This is a genomic window from Metabacillus litoralis (assembly GCF_020524045.1).
Lineage (GTDB): Bacteria > Bacillota > Bacilli > Bacillales > Bacillaceae > Metabacillus > Metabacillus litoralis_C.
Map to the genome: position 1 here is coordinate 114447 of NZ_JAIVKL010000008.1, position 16169 is coordinate 130615.

The 16169-nt window shown below is 31.8% G+C and carries 14 protein-coding genes; 11 read left to right on the plus strand and 3 right to left on the minus strand.

The window, feature by feature from the left end; all coding sequences use genetic code 11:
• Nucleotides 1-33: 33 nt before the first annotated feature.
• Entirely contained in the window at nt 34-426 is a 393-nt protein-coding gene (locus LC076_RS13985) for a (deoxy)nucleoside triphosphate pyrophosphohydrolase (RefSeq protein WP_226669715.1), read from the minus strand.
• Nucleotides 427-971: 545 nt separating this feature from the next.
• Between LC076_RS13985 and LC076_RS13990 the strand changes: the two genes are divergently transcribed.
• Genes LC076_RS13990 through LC076_RS14005 form a run of 4 tightly spaced genes read left to right on the plus strand, consistent with a single transcriptional unit; the run spans nt 972 to nt 5464 of the window.
• Nucleotides 972-1871, plus strand: a complete 900-nt coding sequence (locus LC076_RS13990) for an HIT family protein (RefSeq protein ID WP_226669716.1) — start codon at nt 972-974, stop codon at nt 1869-1871.
• A 17-nt stretch (nt 1872-1888) separates the two neighbouring features.
• On the plus strand, nt 1889-2215 hold the full coding sequence (locus LC076_RS13995) for a nucleoside triphosphate pyrophosphohydrolase (protein WP_226669717.1): 327 nt from the start codon (nt 1889-1891) through the stop codon (nt 2213-2215).
• Nucleotides 2208-4619, plus strand: coding sequence for a DEAD/DEAH box helicase family protein (locus LC076_RS14000; RefSeq protein ID WP_226669718.1), 2412 nt, complete (start codon nt 2208-2210; stop codon nt 4617-4619). Before LC076_RS13995 ends, LC076_RS14000 begins: the two co-directional genes overlap by 8 nt.
• On the plus strand, nt 4619-5464 hold the full coding sequence (locus tag LC076_RS14005; RefSeq protein ID WP_226669719.1) for a GIY-YIG nuclease family protein: 846 nt from the start codon (nt 4619-4621) through the stop codon (nt 5462-5464). Before LC076_RS14000 ends, LC076_RS14005 begins: the two co-directional genes overlap by 1 nt.
• A 203-nt stretch (nt 5465-5667) precedes the next feature.
• On the opposite strand, the gene LC076_RS14010 is transcribed toward LC076_RS14005, so the two are convergent.
• The gene (locus LC076_RS14010) at nt 5668-8631 is read right to left on the minus strand and encodes a UvrD-helicase domain-containing protein (RefSeq protein WP_226669720.1); all 2964 of its coding nucleotides are present in this window, start codon (nt 8629-8631) and stop codon (nt 5668-5670) included.
• 159 nt (nt 8632-8790) lie between these two features.
• Nucleotides 8791-10104 carry an HRDC domain-containing protein gene (locus LC076_RS14015; protein ID WP_226669721.1) on the minus strand — a complete coding sequence of 438 codons (1314 nt, stop codon included), beginning with the start codon at nt 10102-10104 and terminating at the stop codon, nt 8791-8793.
• A 443-nt stretch (nt 10105-10547) separates the two neighbouring features.
• On the opposite strand from LC076_RS14015, the gene LC076_RS14020 reads away from it, so the two are divergent.
• From LC076_RS14020 to LC076_RS14050, 7 genes are all read left to right on the plus strand, one after another.
• Nucleotides 10548-12563 (plus strand): deaminase domain-containing protein, encoded by a 2016-nt coding sequence (locus LC076_RS14020; RefSeq protein WP_226669722.1) that lies wholly within the window; start codon nt 10548-10550, stop codon nt 12561-12563.
• Nucleotides 12564-12578: 15 nt separating this feature from the next.
• Nucleotides 12579-12935 carry an Imm3 family immunity protein gene (locus LC076_RS14025; RefSeq protein ID WP_226669723.1) on the plus strand — a complete coding sequence of 119 codons (357 nt, stop codon included), beginning with the start codon at nt 12579-12581 and terminating at the stop codon, nt 12933-12935.
• 562 nt (nt 12936-13497) lie between these two features.
• The gene (locus tag LC076_RS24175) at nt 13498-13659 is read left to right on the plus strand and encodes an RNase A-like domain-containing protein (protein ID WP_264191550.1); all 162 of its coding nucleotides are present in this window, start codon (nt 13498-13500) and stop codon (nt 13657-13659) included.
• Nucleotides 13660-13815: 156 nt separating this feature from the next.
• Entirely contained in the window at nt 13816-14115 is a 300-nt protein-coding gene (locus LC076_RS14035; RefSeq protein WP_226669724.1) for a contact-dependent growth inhibition system immunity protein, read from the plus strand.
• Nucleotides 14116-14477: 362 nt separating this feature from the next.
• Nucleotides 14478-14747 carry a hypothetical protein gene (locus tag LC076_RS14040; protein ID WP_226669725.1) on the plus strand — a complete coding sequence of 90 codons (270 nt, stop codon included), beginning with the start codon at nt 14478-14480 and terminating at the stop codon, nt 14745-14747.
• A gap of 387 nt (nt 14748-15134) precedes the next feature.
• Nucleotides 15135-15230, plus strand: coding sequence for an HNH/ENDO VII family nuclease (locus LC076_RS14045; protein WP_264191556.1), 96 nt, complete (start codon nt 15135-15137; stop codon nt 15228-15230).
• Nucleotides 15231-15319: 89 nt separating this feature from the next.
• Nucleotides 15320-15775, plus strand: coding sequence for an SMI1/KNR4 family protein (locus LC076_RS14050; RefSeq protein ID WP_226669726.1), 456 nt, complete (start codon nt 15320-15322; stop codon nt 15773-15775).
• The last annotated feature ends 394 nt before the right edge of the window (nt 15776-16169 follow it).

The window sequence follows — 16169 nt, forward strand, 5'->3', positions numbered from 1 at the left end:
AAAGTCCCCAAAGTGATAATGGGGACTTCTTCATTATTCACATATAAGCTGCTCAACAGCTGGAATGTCAGCTGGAGCCCATTTTAGAGAGTCTAGATTTTCTCTTTTTAACCAAATTAATGTGGAATGCTCACTAGGAGTTGGATTACCTTGGGCAACTTTACACTTGATCGCGATTAAATTAATGATAAAAGAATCGTACTCATGTGTATGATCATTAAATAGATCCATTGTTTCAATTGTACAATCTAGCTCTTCCTTGATTTCTCTAACCAGCGCAGAATAAATATCTTCATTCTTCTCTACTTTACCACCAGGAAACTCCCACATATTAGGTATAGCCATTTCCGGTGATCGTAAAGCACAAAGAATCTCATTTTGTTCATTTTCAATAATAGCTGCAACCACTTTTACTGTTTTTTTCATAATATCCCCCGAAATAAAATTGATCTTTAAATATCATATCATTTTTTATTTTTATTAAAAAGGAATTATGGTAGTGATTATTTATCTGTAAGTAAATGGAGGGAAATAACAGTTATTGTCGAAATAGTCATAGATAAATATTTATTCCACAGATAGGAATGGATATTATACCATTATACAATAAGCTTGTTTTAGTTGAAATCCAGGAAATTATAGGGAATAAAGTTGAAAGTTATAGAACTAGAATACTAGCAGATGAAGAGATACTCGAATTTTCAAAAAAAAGCATACGATTAGATTGGTTATACTTTAGTATTTGAAGAATCAGTGGATGTACAATAAATAATTAAATGAAGAATTAATATTTCTCCATCATATAAAGAGGTTTGTATTCCTTGATAGATAGAAAGTCAATGAAGGTATTTATGTCCTAACAGGAAAAGATACTGTTCGACTTGATATTTTTTATTAAAAAACATAAGAAAATGAAGTGTCAAATAAACACTGAAATGATAAAAGTGAGATGAGGGTTTAAGGTGGTTACAATGAATGAAAATTCTATTAAAATCCCAAAACAATTAAGAGGACGAGATTTACATACAAATATAATTCCTACAGTGTGTAACCTAAAAAACATGTTGAATAAACTCAAAATAGTTAACGGTGATTATAAAAAATTAAAACAATGGGAAAAAAGAAGTTATCAAGCATATTTAATTGATGAAATAAATGAGCAAATTCTAAATTCAGCAATAGAAGAAAATATTGAAATTATTAGAAATCACATCTTGAAAAACAACCCTTACAAGTTAGGTGCTAGTTGTATTGATATTTACTTAGTTGCTTATGTAGCTGAAACATATGGAACAGGAAAAGACACCTTTTTTAAATATATATTTGAAAGTGGAATTTCGGATAAAAAAAACTCAGCTCAAGCAATTTGGCAAGTTGGAAAAGGCGATGGAATTTTTCTAAGGATATTGAATGAAGATGGGTCTGTACGTGATTGGAATTTCTTTATTAACTGGATAAAGGGAGAAGCTACAAGTATTCAACAACTTCAGGATAACATCGATAAAGAAGAATCTTGTCCATTTTGTACAATCACCGATCCTATTCTCCAAAATGAATTAGCCATCGGTTTTTTTGACAAATACCCAGTTAATAAAGGTCACCTGCTAATCATTCCTAGGAGACATGTAGATCAATACTTTGATTTAAAAATAGAAGAAAGACAAGCGATAGATGACTTACTTTTTCAAGGAAAATCATTAGTAGATGAAGAATACTCTCCAGCTGGATACAACATCGGAATAAATAATGGTGAAGTAGCAGGACAAACAATTTTTCATGTTCATGTGCACCTTATTCCAAGATATAAAGGAGATATGGAAGAGCCTCGAGGTGGTGTACGAGGAGTTATTCCTGAAAAAAGAATGTATTAACTAAAAGGAGAAAAATAATGCCAGTATACAACAAGCTTGTACGAGATAAAATTCCATTTATCATTGAAAAGACTGGGAAATCATATAAAACTACTATATTAGGAAATGATGAATACATAAAGAAACTGCAAGAGAAAGGATTTGAAGAGTTACAGGAATATGTAGATGCAACGAATACTGCTAACTCTCTAGAGGAATTAGCTGATGTATTAGAGATCATACATGCATTAGCAGAATATCACGGTTCTTCTATAGAAGAAATTGAGAAAATCAGAGCTGAAAAAGCAGATGTACGAGGTGGATTTAAAGAGAAAATATATTTAATTGAGGTTGACGATGAGTAAGGTCCAACTAATTACTGATCATTTAATATCACATCTACTTGAGAAAATAGAGCAAGCCTCAACAATATGCATACTAACGTCATTTGTTATGAAATCAGGTGTTGAACTGCTTCGAAACCCTCTGAAAACTGCTGCTGAAAGAGGGGTAGATATTAAGGTGTGTACTGGAGATTACTTATATATAACTCAGCCAGAAGCGCTAAGGACTTTAATCGATATTCATCCTGAGATAGAAGTAAGAATATGGAATAGTAACGGAATTTCTTTTCATCCAAAAGCCTATCTTTTTCATCTTCAAGAGGATGGTCATCTAGTTATCGGTTCTTCTAATTTATCACGGTCTGCTTTAACAAGCGGAGTTGAATGGAACTTATCGATAGAAAGGGAGCCAGTCATTTTTAAAGAAGCACTCGATCAATTTACAAAGTTAATGTACCATAAGCAAACAATCTCAGTAAATGTAGAAACAATTAAAGGATATCAAGAAAACTATGAGAAGTATCACAAGAAGCATCCTAATCTTGTGAAAAAATGGACTGAACAAGAAGAAATAGAGATAATGCTCCCAGGTATAGAAAATCAACAACCAATTATTGTAATAGAAGATACACCTGATTATTGTGAAATACAACCTCGGTTTGCCCAAATAGAAGCACTAGATGAATTAGAAAAAACCTATTCGGAAGGATACAAATCTGCTCTAGTTGTAATGGCGACAGGGCTAGGTAAAACTTACCTTGCTGGTTTCTTTGCAAAAAAATTCAAAAAAGTTCTATTTATTGCTCATCGTGAAGAAATACTAACTCAAGCCAAGAAATCTTTTTCTAGCATTATGAAAAATAGTTCATTTGGAATCTACAATGGGATACACAAAGAAGCAAATGTTGATTATGTGTTCGCATCCATATTTACGTTAAGTATGAAACAGCATCTGGAGAAATTTAAGGCAGATGATTTTGATCTTATCATTTTAGATGAATTCCACCATGCAGCGGCAGCTTCTTACCAAAGAGTTTTAGATTATTTTCAACCAGATTTTTTATTAGGAATCACAGCGACACCAGATAGAAATGATAATAAAGATGTTTACTCTATTTGCGATGGTAATGTGGCGTATCGAATTGACTTTTTAGAAGCTATACAACGACAGTGGCTAGCTCCGTTTCAATATTATGGTGTATACGATGATACGGATTATAATAAAATCACTTGGTTAGGTAATCGATACGATGAAGAACAGCTCTTACAAGCTCAGTTAAAAGACGATATGGCTAAAAATATACTTGATGCTTGGAAAAAACATAAAAAAACTAGAACGATTGTATTTTGTTCATCAATAAGGCAAGCGGAATTTCTATCAACTTTTTTTAACCAGCATAATTATCACACATTATGCTTACATTCAAAGCAAAAGGAAGTACGTAGGGTAGATGCAATCAAATTATTAGAGCAAGGAAAAATAGATGCTATCTTCACTGTTGATCTTTTCAATGAAGGAGTTGATATCCCCAGTGTTGATACACTTTTATTTGTCAGGCCAACAGAATCGCTGACAGTGTTTACTCAACAAGTAGGACGCGGACTCCGCTTACATAATCATAAGGATCACTGTGTCATTATTGATTTGATTGGGAATTATCGAAATGCTGATATTAAGCTAAGTTTGTTTGATATTGGAGAGAAGATAGAGAAGAAATCATCAACAATTCCAACAGTTCCGCAGAGTTGTGTCATTGATTTAGAGCTGGACGTTATAAATCTACTAAAAGAAATGACAAAAAAGAAACAACCAAGGAAAGAGAAATTATTTAAAAATTACTATGCCCTTAAACATGATATTGGAAGAAGACCTTCATATCTCGAATTACATTTAAAAGGAAAGTCAGAGTCTATTCAATATAAACAAGAATTCAACTCTTATGTTGGCTTTTTAAATTGGGCTGAAGAACTATCTGAGAACGAGAAATTAGTTTATAACAAATATGAGAATTGGCTTATAGAAGTTGAGAAAACCGGAATGGCTAAAAGCTATAAAATGGTTGTTTTATTAGCAATGTTACAAAGAGGACGATCAGAATGGTATAAGTCAATAACACCCTCAGAAGTGGCACCTTTCTTTCATCAGTTTCTTACAGAAACGCAATACAGAAAACGAATTGATTTTTCTGATAAAGAAACTAGATCATTATGGAATTATAAAGAAGATAAAGTTAGTAGGTTGATTGTTAAAATGCCAATGACTAAGTGGAGTGGAAGTTCAAAAGGGCTTGTTACATATGAAGATAATATGTTTTCTTTTAACTTTCAAATAGATAGACAGCACGAAGAAGTATTATTTCGTTGGACAAAAGAAATTTGTGAATATAGATTACATTATCATTTTGAAAGGAAGGCTGAAAATTAGTGGAGCTAGGAAAAACTATTCAAATATATATGCCAGATGGATCGCCAACTAGTGTTAAAATTGCTGAAATCACAACTCGCATTGTTCAAGTTATATTAATTCCTAGAAGTAAATTAAATGAGATGAACGTACGAGAAGAACCCAAAAGTGTTGGTATTTACTTCTTATTTGGCAAATCTGACATAGATGGTAAGCCAAATGTCTATATTGGTGAGGCTGAAAATTGTTATGATCGCTTAAAACAACACAATCGTGATACCACTAAAGATTTTTGGAATGTAGCCGTTATTGTTGTTTCAAAAACAGCAAGCTTTACTAAATCACATGTGAAATTTTTAGAATCCTATTGTTATAAAAAAACTTTAGAAATTGGTCGTTATAAATTGGAAAATGGGAACATTCCAACACAATCATCCTTACCTGAACCAATGATAGCTGATTTAATGGATAACTTTGATACGATGAAAACTCTATTATCAGCTCTGGGATTTCCTATTTTCGAGAAGCTTAGCAGTAATGAAGCACAGGAAATTTTCTATTGTAAAGGAAAAGATGCACTTGCAAAAGGAGAATTTACAAATGAAGGATTTGTTGTTTTCAAAGATTCAATCTGTAATCTTGTAGAATCTGCAACTGCAGGAAATTGGATAGAAAATATGAGAAAAGATTTAAAAGAGAACGGTATTCTTATCCAAGAAGATAGTGTTCTAAAGTTTGTAGAAGATCATATCTTTAGTTCTCCGAGCGCTGCTGCAGGAACAGTGTTAGCTAGGAGGGCAAACGGATGGACTGAATGGAAGGATGTCAGTGGTAATACGCTTGATCAGATTAAAAGGCAGGGGTAGATGAATGACGCCTGTTTAGAAAAGATTGGTGACAGTTCGCCCCCGACCACCGGTATCTAAATAAAAGGTAATGATTATTTCTTTTATATTTTAAACAATCTAGATTCAATCATTTTAAAGGTTAATCCCAATCAACAAACATAAGGATAAGTAGTCTTCTAACCTACTTATCCTTAACTTTAAACACGCACAAATTACAACCCCTATATTTTCATCTTCCCTTCACACCTTGGATAATGATTACATCCATAAAACTCTCCATATCTCCCTTTTCTTCTAACCATATACCCATCACAAAGTGGACATGTAATTGGTTGATTCAATAGCTCTACATTTTTGATGGTATAGTCGCAGCCAGGGAAATTTGTGCAACCAAGAAAGTGATTTCGATTTCCTGCATTTTCTCTTATAGTTAGTTGCCCTGATTTACATTTAGGGCAGGGTGGGTTATCTAGAATTGATTTCTCGTTTGTTTCATAAGTGATGTTGTAGTTGCTTCTCAGTTCCTTGACGAATGATGATTGTTTTTGTTCTGGTGCTAGCACATAGGTTGTGTTTTGCGTTCTTGTTAGTGCAACATAAAATAGTCTTCTTTCTTCAGCGAACCAATAGCTTTCTTGCTCATTTAAAACCCAGGAAAGGATAGGATCATCTGATATTTTATTTGGAAAACCAACAGAGCTATTTTGTCCATTGATGATAATGACATTTTCAGCTTCAAGTCCTTTTGAACGATGTGCTGTTAAAAACGTTATCTTAAGTTTAGGATATTTTTGATAGACGATTTGTTTCGTTCCTTCTGATCGATTGTCTTTAATATGAAAGGAAGATCCACCTATAAGACGTTGAATATCAAAATTATTTCTTCCGAGTAACATCACTGACGAGTTTTCACCGAAAGCTTTGACAACCTCTTCTAGCGCTTGTTTGAGAGAGTCCAGAAGATCTCGTTTATAGCCTAGTACTCTAATGGGTTGTTCCTTAAGTTTATTTGATGTTAAGTTTTTCTTAAATTGTATTGGGTTTTTCATAACGAAATCTCCAGCAATATTGATTAGTTCCTGAGAATTTCGGTACGTTTTTTCCATTTTGAGAAGTTCATAGTGACCAAAATAGTCACCAAAGTTGGTGAATAGCTGAATATCACTTCCAGCAAAACGATAGATAGATTGCCAGTCATCTCCAACACACATGATTTTCGCATTTGTTTTCTCTCGAATTGCTTTTATTAAGTGATAGCGGCTTTTTGAGATATCTTGATATTCATCAATCATAATGTATTTATAGGGAAAGGTTATATCTTGTTGTATTACGATATCTGTTGCGATATTGATCATATCATTAAAATCTATCTGCTTATGCTTCTTTAAGTAGTTTTCATAATAAGTGAAAATTGGCTTTACAAGCTCGAAAAACAAATTCGATCTTTTTTGTGAAAAAGGATGTTGAATGCTTTGCTGATGTTGCTTGAATTCATCAAATTTCGTTGCTTCGTATCCATTTGATTTAAATAAGTTTAAGAATGTTGAAATGAGTTTTTTAAACTCAGTAAAATATGGATCGTTTGTTGAATCATAAATCGAAGAAAACAGCTCATAATAATCAATTTTCTTAAATTCTACGTGATGATTCTTTAAGTTTTGCTCTAATTTTTCAAGTAGGACGCCTTGCTTATTATAGTAGGAGTAGGACTCTATTAATGTTGTACCATGTTCTTTATGTTTACTTCTTTTCCAAACGATTCCATCAATATATTTTGCTTCTTCTATTTTCGATAGCCAAGGTGCTGTATTGTTTTCAGTTATCCCAAAGTGTTCGATGTAAAGATCATAATCTGGTAAATAAAAATCAGGTTTATAGTGTCGGTACGTTTGATTTTCTTCATGAAAAGGGTAGGGATGTTCATATTTATATGAAATACCATTTAAAAATAAGAAGTTAGCAATAATAAATTCTTCAATACTTTTCACCGTTTCACCACTATACGTCATATATTGATTTTTTAATTTATTCGTTTGTTCGGAAAGATAGCGATCCATTTTATCTTTTTTTCCTTTTAACGTTTCAAAATCAACATTACGATAATGCTCGTGATATTCACCTAAGTCTTCAAATTCATCGATATCTTTAGGAATATTTAAGAAATAACCAAAGAAAGTCATCAATTTTTGAATTAACTCTTTATCTTTATAAATTTCTTTATGGAAATAGTCGTCTAGTAAACTTGTCATATTTTGAAAAACATCAGGCTTATTATTTGTATTTTTAGAGATAATATCTAACCCTAATTTATGGAATGTATTTACCGTCACTTTGAGACCAAGACGATTTGAAATTCTCTCATTCATTTCTTCAGCTGCTTTTTTTGTAAAGGAGATGAGAAGAATTTCTTCTGGCTTGACCTGTTTCTTTTCGACTAAATACTTTACCTTTCCTGATATAGTTAAGGTTTTTCCACTACCAGCTCCAGCAAGAATCAAATTGCTATCCTCATCAGTGACAATAGCGGTGCGTTGCTGTAAATCAAGAGATTTCCCATCAATATCGTTGAAAAATGCCTCGTAAGTAGCTAATTCCTTTTGTATAAATTCTTTGTTCCATTTTTCAACAGAATCATCTAAGTTTTCATAAAAATGAAGAAATCCTTTTATCTCTTTATCTACTACGTGATCTTGATTTGAAACGCTGAAGAAATCGTAAGTTTCCTTAAAAGATGTTCTAATATCTTCACGTTGGGAAGAGGTAAAATAAACTTGACGGTTTCCCACGATTTTCTTTTTAAAGGAATTAATATCATCCTTGTATGTTTTGATAGTAGTATTTACAGTTCTCTGAATATCCGGTAATTCGTTATGTATAGAATGGGTTTTAGTTTGTATCATTGAAACCATTTCTTCAAGCTGTTGCAACTTTTTTTCATGTACTTTTATATTGATTATCTGCTGTGAAAGAGAGGAGAACTTCAGATTCTTTATTTCATTTATGTACTTGTTCTTTAAAAAAGTAATTTGATCATCAGTTATTAGTGTTCGTTGATGTGAAAGAGCTTCAACTTGTTTTTCGAATTTTTTAAAGAACATATGAAGATCAGCAACTGTTTGCTTTATTTCTTTCAGCTGTTTCTTTGTTTTTGTTTGTTGAAAATAATTTACGATGTAGTTAATCATTATTCTTAAATCCTATCTATTTCTATTTTGGTAAAATTGTCCCAATTGATATTGTAACATAGTGGAAATATGATGTTACTAATGATGTGCGAATCATCTTAAAACAAATAAGTCCCCAGCTTCTTGATGAAACAAAAAGGAGGGGACAAAGTAAAAATATTAATAAACCTTCTTACAAACAGCGATAATGTCTTGCCCAAACTCTTCGGCCTTTTTAGGTCCAATTCCCTCTATCTCTAGAAGTTCTTTCATTGTACGAGGCTTTTTTTCTAAAATCTTATCTAGAGTATTATTTGTAAAAATGTAATATGGTTTCGTATTTAGTTTTTTAGAAAGCTGAGTTCTAAGCTCTTGTAAAGATGATCGTAATTGATCTGAAGGAACTTGTATAGTTTCATTAGATTTTGTAGTTATGTCTTTAGTACTTTCGTTATTACAATTTTGAATAATATTCAGTATATCTTGTCCAAAATCATCAGCTTTCTTTTGACCAATTCCTTCTATATGAAGCAGTTGATCTAAAGTTTGTGGTTTATTTTGTAAAAGGTTTGCTAAGGTTTTGTTGGTGAAAATATGATATGGTTTTATGTCTAGTTCCTTAGAACGTTTTAATCGGAATTCAGTTAATGCCTGCTGCATATTTTGGATATTAACAGGTGAAGAAGTATCATCTTTGCTACTAGTTTCACTTTCTTTGACTACTGGAATTGAAGTGTGAGTAGTCGTCAACATATAGTCTTCAATTTTTATCGTTTTATTTCTATGTAGATTCATGATAGCATCTGATATTTGGTAAAGCTCTTTATCTAACATATTGACCGGAGACTTTAATTCTAGTTCACTTTTAATAAAGTTTTTAATTTGATCATGACGAATAAGTCTTGTTTTGATATCGTCAGGAGCATTTGAAGATACTTCTAACATCGTTTTATCATTTGCAAAAGTAACTGCATATTTAATTGGACACTTGTTAATATACCCTCTAGATTTCAAGAACTTTTCAAGAATTGCTACTTGTCTCTCGACTTGATTTATTGGACTATACATACCTTCTTTATGAATCACTTTATTATTCTTAGTCATTACTCTGAAAAATTCACCTTTTTCAGAAACTTGCACATTTCCATATAATTTCTTAACTTCTAACACCAATATGAATTTATGTGTAATAACAACAAAGTCTAATTGAGCAGCATGATTCTCAAATACTAGGTTGACATCATGCAAAATCAATAGGGGAAGCATCGAATTCTTCAGTTCATAACAAACTTTTTTCTCTCCAACTTGGCCAATAGAGAACATTTTCAAATGCTTCTGAACTTTCTCTATATCTATATCTTGTCGATTGCTTTCTGATAGTTCTGTTAAAGCCTTAATCAACTCAGATTCCTCAGGAAAGTCTTTAATCATTTTTGGTTCTTTTAATTCTCTAGGATCTGTTAATCCTTTAAACATATTTTTTAAGAAAGACATAATTAACCTCACTGTTTTATTTGTTGGATATCTTGATGGTAGTATTTAATACTATATTAGTACTATTATAACAAATATTTTTACTAATTTTACATTAATTAGGCAAATTAGGTGTTTTGAATTTGGTTCTTTCGGTCTAGTAAACGAGTAAGGGATTGAATGAAGAAATATTAATCTATATTAATGGTTGGAATTTATTTCTCTATCTAACTTTTAAAGGTTTTCTAAAAATCCTTGCACTCAATTTTCATTATTTCTTCCTATAGACAACAACCATTCATAAGTATAAAGTTCCTTTCTTTAACAATTACCTGTTAAATTGTGTATTTAATTGGGTGTATATGGTATTTATAATAAGTGGATATTATTGGATATTAAAAATACCTAACCTAGAGTTGATACATAACAACGTATAGAAATTGAAAGAAAGGTAGTCGATGTCTTTGAAAGTTTATGAGGCAAGAAGCTTAATAGAGTCAATGGAAGATCGCGCCAAGGAGTATTCTAGCCTGAGGGAAAAGCTGGTTCTTCTACGGAAACGTTTTTTGGATATTGTGCAGCTTGATGATGCTCTTCAAGGAAAAGGGGCAAATTCGATCAAGGGTTTTTATCAAGCTCAAATAGATGTTGTTGATGCATGGATGCGACTTGTTGATCGGCAAATCGCCTTTTTTAATGGAGTATCAGGTGATGCAGGAGATAATGATTTATCAGGGAACACCGTTGTTTATCAAAGCTTTCTAGAATCAGAATTATCACATCATGAGAAAAATTACATGATGATGGTTGATAGTCAGCAGGATGAACTAAAACGAATATTTAATCGAGTGGATGATTTAGTTCCTTTAAATGTATTTTCAACAGATCGGTTCATGGATGCGGTCGCAGAGGCAAAAAAAGGTCGAAATGAAACACTTCAAGCTGTTGAAAATTTTGATGAAAAGTTAAAATCAGAATATACATTATCTGAGGATGATGAGCATTATGTTGTGGCACTATTTCAACAACTTCTAGAGGCAACTCGTCAAGGAAATGAGATTCTTCCGATCCATTTTAATGCGGAACAATACCAAACTAGTGATGTTTATCTACTAAAAGAACAAGCAGAAAATCAAGCTAACGACTATCTGAATTTTAAAGAAGAACAAGAAAAAGCCAGAGAACAAATGAAACGCCTTGAAGAGCAAAAACAACGTCCATGGTATGAAAAAACATGGGATGGCGTAAAGAACTTCACAGGTGAGTTAACTGGATATTACGATTACATACGTGCCTCTGAAGGTGTTGATCCCGTCACTGGTGCTGAACTTACAACAGCTCAACGTGTGACAGCTGGAGCAATGGCAGCAGCAGGTTTTATCCCAGTTGTAGGATGGGCCGGAAGAATCGTTAAAGGTGGAGGAGCCATCTATAAAACCGCCAAAGGTGTGCATGCAGCGGATCAGGCTTTGGATGTTTACTTAAATGCGAAGACATTCTCAAATCTCGAAAAAGCAGAACTAGGAATCTATGGTCTTGTATCAGTTAATGGCTTTAACGAATATATACTTGGCAAAGATATGTTCGGTAACGAGTTAACTGATCTTCAGCGTCAACAAAGCTTGTATTATAGTATTCTAGGTCCTGCGCTAATGGCTACGCCGTTTATCCCAAGTTTAGTGAAGAATGGTAAAGTTGTTACAGAAGAAACCATCGGGAAGTTGCATCAGTTAACACAGAAAACAAAAACTGGGGCTGTTTCTTTTGGTAGAGAATTACAAGGTGGTATGAATGTCCTTCTTCAAAATCCTAAAAGTAATTTGGCGATTAGTTCAATTGGGAATTCACCAATAAATGTTATGAATCCTATGCGGATATTGAAGGATATTGACCAGGGAATGTCGAAGTTTTCTTTTGGAGATATGAAGGATAGTACGAAAACTGTTAATCCTCTTAATGTATTAAACGATGTTAGAACTAAGAGTACGGGTAAAGTATATCCAACAAGACAAATAGATTCAGTAGAAGAAGCACAAATAATTGATAGAGTGAAAGAGTTAAGAGGGGTTTTACCGAGCAAATATAAAAAATCCGGTAATTTTGCCTTTGCTGAGGTAGATGTTAATGGCATTAATAAAAAGGAGTTTTATGCTTCAAGTAAAATAGATGAATTTAAAGGGGTTTTAGAAGAAAAGATTCCTGAAATTTCATTAAAACCAAATGAGCCCATTTTCAAGGCATCTTTAGCGCCTGGTAAAGATGGAAAACCCTTCATGCGAGATTCTGACACGGAGTATAAGATTTTAAATGAAATTGCATTAAAACTGGGTGATGACGTTAATGCTACTGGAAAAATTAAGTTATTTACTGAATTAGACACTTGTGATAGTTGTAGTAAAGTAATAGCTGAATTTGCAAATAAATATAAAAATATAGAATTGGAAATTATTCATAATAACGATGAAAGAATTAGACCATAAAAGAGGAGTGAGAGCGTGGAAGATTGGGAATATAATGAAATTTTTGAAGCTATTAACGAAGATTATAATGATTATTTGAAATTAAATAGGGGTCATGAATATGCTATAGCAAGAACTGTTAATGAGTATATAAACCTAGGGAAGGTAGAAGACTTTATTGTTGATACTGCCATAGGTGAAATATTGTTATCCAAAGATAAGGTCTTTATTGGATATGTTGAAGGTATAATAAACAGATTAAGTATGTTTAAAGATTTAAATGTTACAGACGAACTGACACAAGAGGAAATAGCAGATTTGACTAATAGAATAGAAAAAGTATTAGAGGGTCTTAGTAAAGTTGGGAAAGATTATAACCCATATTCCGAGTAAGTTATATGAGAGTTCCAACAAACAGATAACTTAAAAGCACTTGATTGTCTTTAAGGCAACAAGTGCTTTTTTGTAAGAAATGTTACTTGGGACAACATAAAAATGCCTACGTGAAATTCATAACTCATGATGTTTGTACCATCAAGGCATTATGTTTTAATACTTATTTTGTAAAAATAATAAGATAAATATGCGAGATGACATTTTACATGCCAAGATGACTTATGTAACCGTAAACCCACAAACTAAGGACAATGATAAAGGTCGTGGCAATAAACAGTGGGTAAAGTAAAAGGTCTACTTACTTTTATGGCTAATAAGATTTTTGTTTGTTTTTTATAAGAAAAGGTCATATAATACTCGATATTTGTAAAAAACGTTAGATAAATTTTAATTTACGGTACGATAAGTTTAATAGACTCTGATTTTATTTACTAAGGGTATAGATAATGTTAAGCAAGGAGATAAAAGTTCTCTAGCCCCAGGTGGTGGATTAGCTGCTCATGAGTTAAAAGGTGGGCATTTAATAGATAGGCATGTCGGAAAAACGGATGAACAATTATTGGAAAGGTTGAAAAATAACCCTAAAATTACTGGTTCTTCTACTTTTAAATATAGAATGACAGCTGAAAAAGTTGCTGATACAGTTCTTAGCGACACTAAGAATATACAGAAAATCCAAAAGTGGCTATCTGACCCAAATAGAGACCTACTTTACCTTTAAAATTCAAAGGTAACGGGGAAATAATTGGTAGAAGTACTACTAGGAATTCAGAAGGAATTGAGAATGTTACAAACGCAAAAATAATACTTAAAAAGGATAATAATGATAGTTTTATTTTAACAGGATATCCTGTTAAATAGAAAGAAGGGATAGTTTATGGATGAAACTTATGATTACTTAGAAGAGCTGGAAGATTTTTTAGGAGGAACATTTCATCAAGACATCAGTTCTCCAGAACAAGCATTAGTTGAGTTTGTAAACGAAGCTAGCAAAGAATGTCTGCTGTCTACAATAAAGGATTGTGAGAAGTTTTTGAATAGTAATTTAACAAAACAGGAGAAAGAAAATATTATTCAAAATAATGCTGAAGTTTATTTTCCAGCTATTGAATTAAATCCTCTACAGTGGCTAAATAATGTAGTAGAGAAAATGAAAGTAGGAGTGAAAATAAAATAGAAATAAATTAAAGATAACCTTGAGTAGCTAATGCCTTTCAAGGTTTCTTTTTTTATGGGGGCGACCTAGTGTCGAATGAACCGACAGTTATTTATAGAATATAGATAAACCTTGTAGCCCCATATGATATTAAAGCAAATTCTTTAGTACGATAACCCTATTAAAGCGTATGACCTATTTAATGTATTCTACCTCTTAAAGTGCCAAAAGGACAAATCTTAAATATAGGTAGAGTAGAAAAGCAATATACAAAAACAGGAGCGCTACTAGAAGGTGATGGAGATCAAACATTATTAACTCAAGACTGGCCGTCAGAATGGGTAAAGGAGATAAGAGAGTTTCCTAATAGATAGGAGGATATAATGGATAAGAAAAAGCAGTTAGTCGAACAGATAAAAGTTGTGATATATAATCTAGAAAAAGATTACTATGAAGAACTAAATAGTGGTATTTTAAAACTTATTTATACGAGATATAAGAATGCATTAGATATATTAGAAAATAATAAAGATATTAAAGGTATCAATTTCATTGGTGGTATAAGAGCCTATATGGATAGTTATAATGACTTTCAAAATCCACTGTTAGGAGAAATGCATAAAGCAGAAAAATTAAATGAAGAATTATTATAAAAATAGATGTTTAGAAATATAATATAGAACTTCATGAAAAAACCTTGATGGACTAATGCTAATCAAGTTTTTTGTTATTATAGTTATTAAAAATAAGATGAAAGTCCAATAACAAAATACTAGAGACGTTTCTTTATTTGTCCCTATAAACACAAATACCTCGAAAAATTTTATTCGTAATGAAGGGTAGAAAACTTTAATAGACCATCATTACCTAACTTCCAATTTAGATAAAGTATAAACCAAACAAAAACAGCATTTTTATAAGCTACAATTGCTGTTTATTTATAGCATCATTCAATTATTAAAATATATTTCTTACATATAATCGTAAAGAGAATCTTCGAATTAGAACTTCATCATTTAATTAAAAGAGAACCTGGTTCACTGGTTGAGCTCCCGAGTAGTATGCATAAAGAATATGATAGAATATTGCATGGTCTAGTGGAGAATGGAGGAAGTTTTAGAATGACCTTGTTTTGAAAAAACAATATGAAAACTTTAGATCGAAATATTAGATATGGAGAGCTAAACAAATAGATAAAGGCAAATTGTAAAAGGAGAAATTCTGAATGAACAAAGATGAATTAATCAATTTTATTAAGAGGAATATGGTTTTGGATGATGTTACTGGAGGAGTAAATAGCAAACAGGTTAATTATGTTCAAGACACGCTTAAGTTAAAATTGACAGAAAGTTATAAGTGGTTCTTAAATAATTACGGTTCTGGCGGTTTATTTGGTGTAAATATTTTAGGAGTAGCTAAGTCCGATATTGCTACTGTTATTATTGAAACGGAGAATTATAGAGATTTAGGAATGAGTGAGTATTTAGTAGTTATTGAGGATATAGATGAATATGCTTATTGTTTAGATACAAGTAAGTTGGAGAATAATGAATGTCCGGTAATTGCGTGGAATAGGCAAAGGCAAGGAGGACTTGATGACTACAATACAGCAGAAACTTTTTATGAGTTTTTATCGCAAAGGTTAATGGATGCAAAAGAAGCTTGGGAAGAAATTTTCTAAGATAAATAGAAAAAATTTTAAAAAATATTAATGAAAATCAAAAAATAATGAAATTGTCCCATCAAAGTTTTTATAATAATATTTTGTTTTTAACTTGTCTCCTATAATTATAATAGATTACATTTTATCTAATGAAGTATTCTCAAAGGGAAATTAAGAGATTTAACAGGAACGTTGCTTTAAAGTCGTAAAAGTAAAGAAGTATTTTATATTGCACTTGATTACCTATTAGATGTTTTTCGTTTTTTATTTGAAATTTTTGCTTTGGATTAAGATGAATGTTGTATTACTGATTTCATAGCTTATGAAGGTGGTACCATCATGGAGTATTATTTTATTTGAGATTTTGTGTGTGTTATACATATTATATACAAGTGAGATGAAGCTATATATA

Coding starts and splice junctions, on each gene's coding strand:
- LC076_RS13985 (WP_226669715.1), bottom strand. CDS start 426: ATGAAAAAAACAGTAAAAGTGGTTGCAGCTATTATTGAAAATGAACAA.
- LC076_RS13990 (WP_226669716.1), top strand. CDS start 972: ATGAATGAAAATTCTATTAAAATCCCAAAACAATTAAGAGGACGAGAT.
- LC076_RS13995 (WP_226669717.1), top strand. CDS start 1,889: ATGCCAGTATACAACAAGCTTGTACGAGATAAAATTCCATTTATCATT.
- LC076_RS14000 (WP_226669718.1), top strand. CDS start 2,208: ATGAGTAAGGTCCAACTAATTACTGATCATTTAATATCACATCTACTT.
- LC076_RS14010 (WP_226669720.1), bottom strand. CDS start 8,631: ATGATTAACTACATCGTAAATTATTTTCAACAAACAAAAACAAAGAAA.
- LC076_RS14015 (WP_226669721.1), bottom strand. CDS start 10,104: ATGTCTTTCTTAAAAAATATGTTTAAAGGATTAACAGATCCTAGAGAA.
- LC076_RS14035 (WP_226669724.1), top strand. CDS start 13,816: ATGGATGAAACTTATGATTACTTAGAAGAGCTGGAAGATTTTTTAGGA.
- LC076_RS14040 (WP_226669725.1), top strand. CDS start 14,478: ATGGATAAGAAAAAGCAGTTAGTCGAACAGATAAAAGTTGTGATATAT.
- LC076_RS14050 (WP_226669726.1), top strand. CDS start 15,320: ATGAACAAAGATGAATTAATCAATTTTATTAAGAGGAATATGGTTTTG.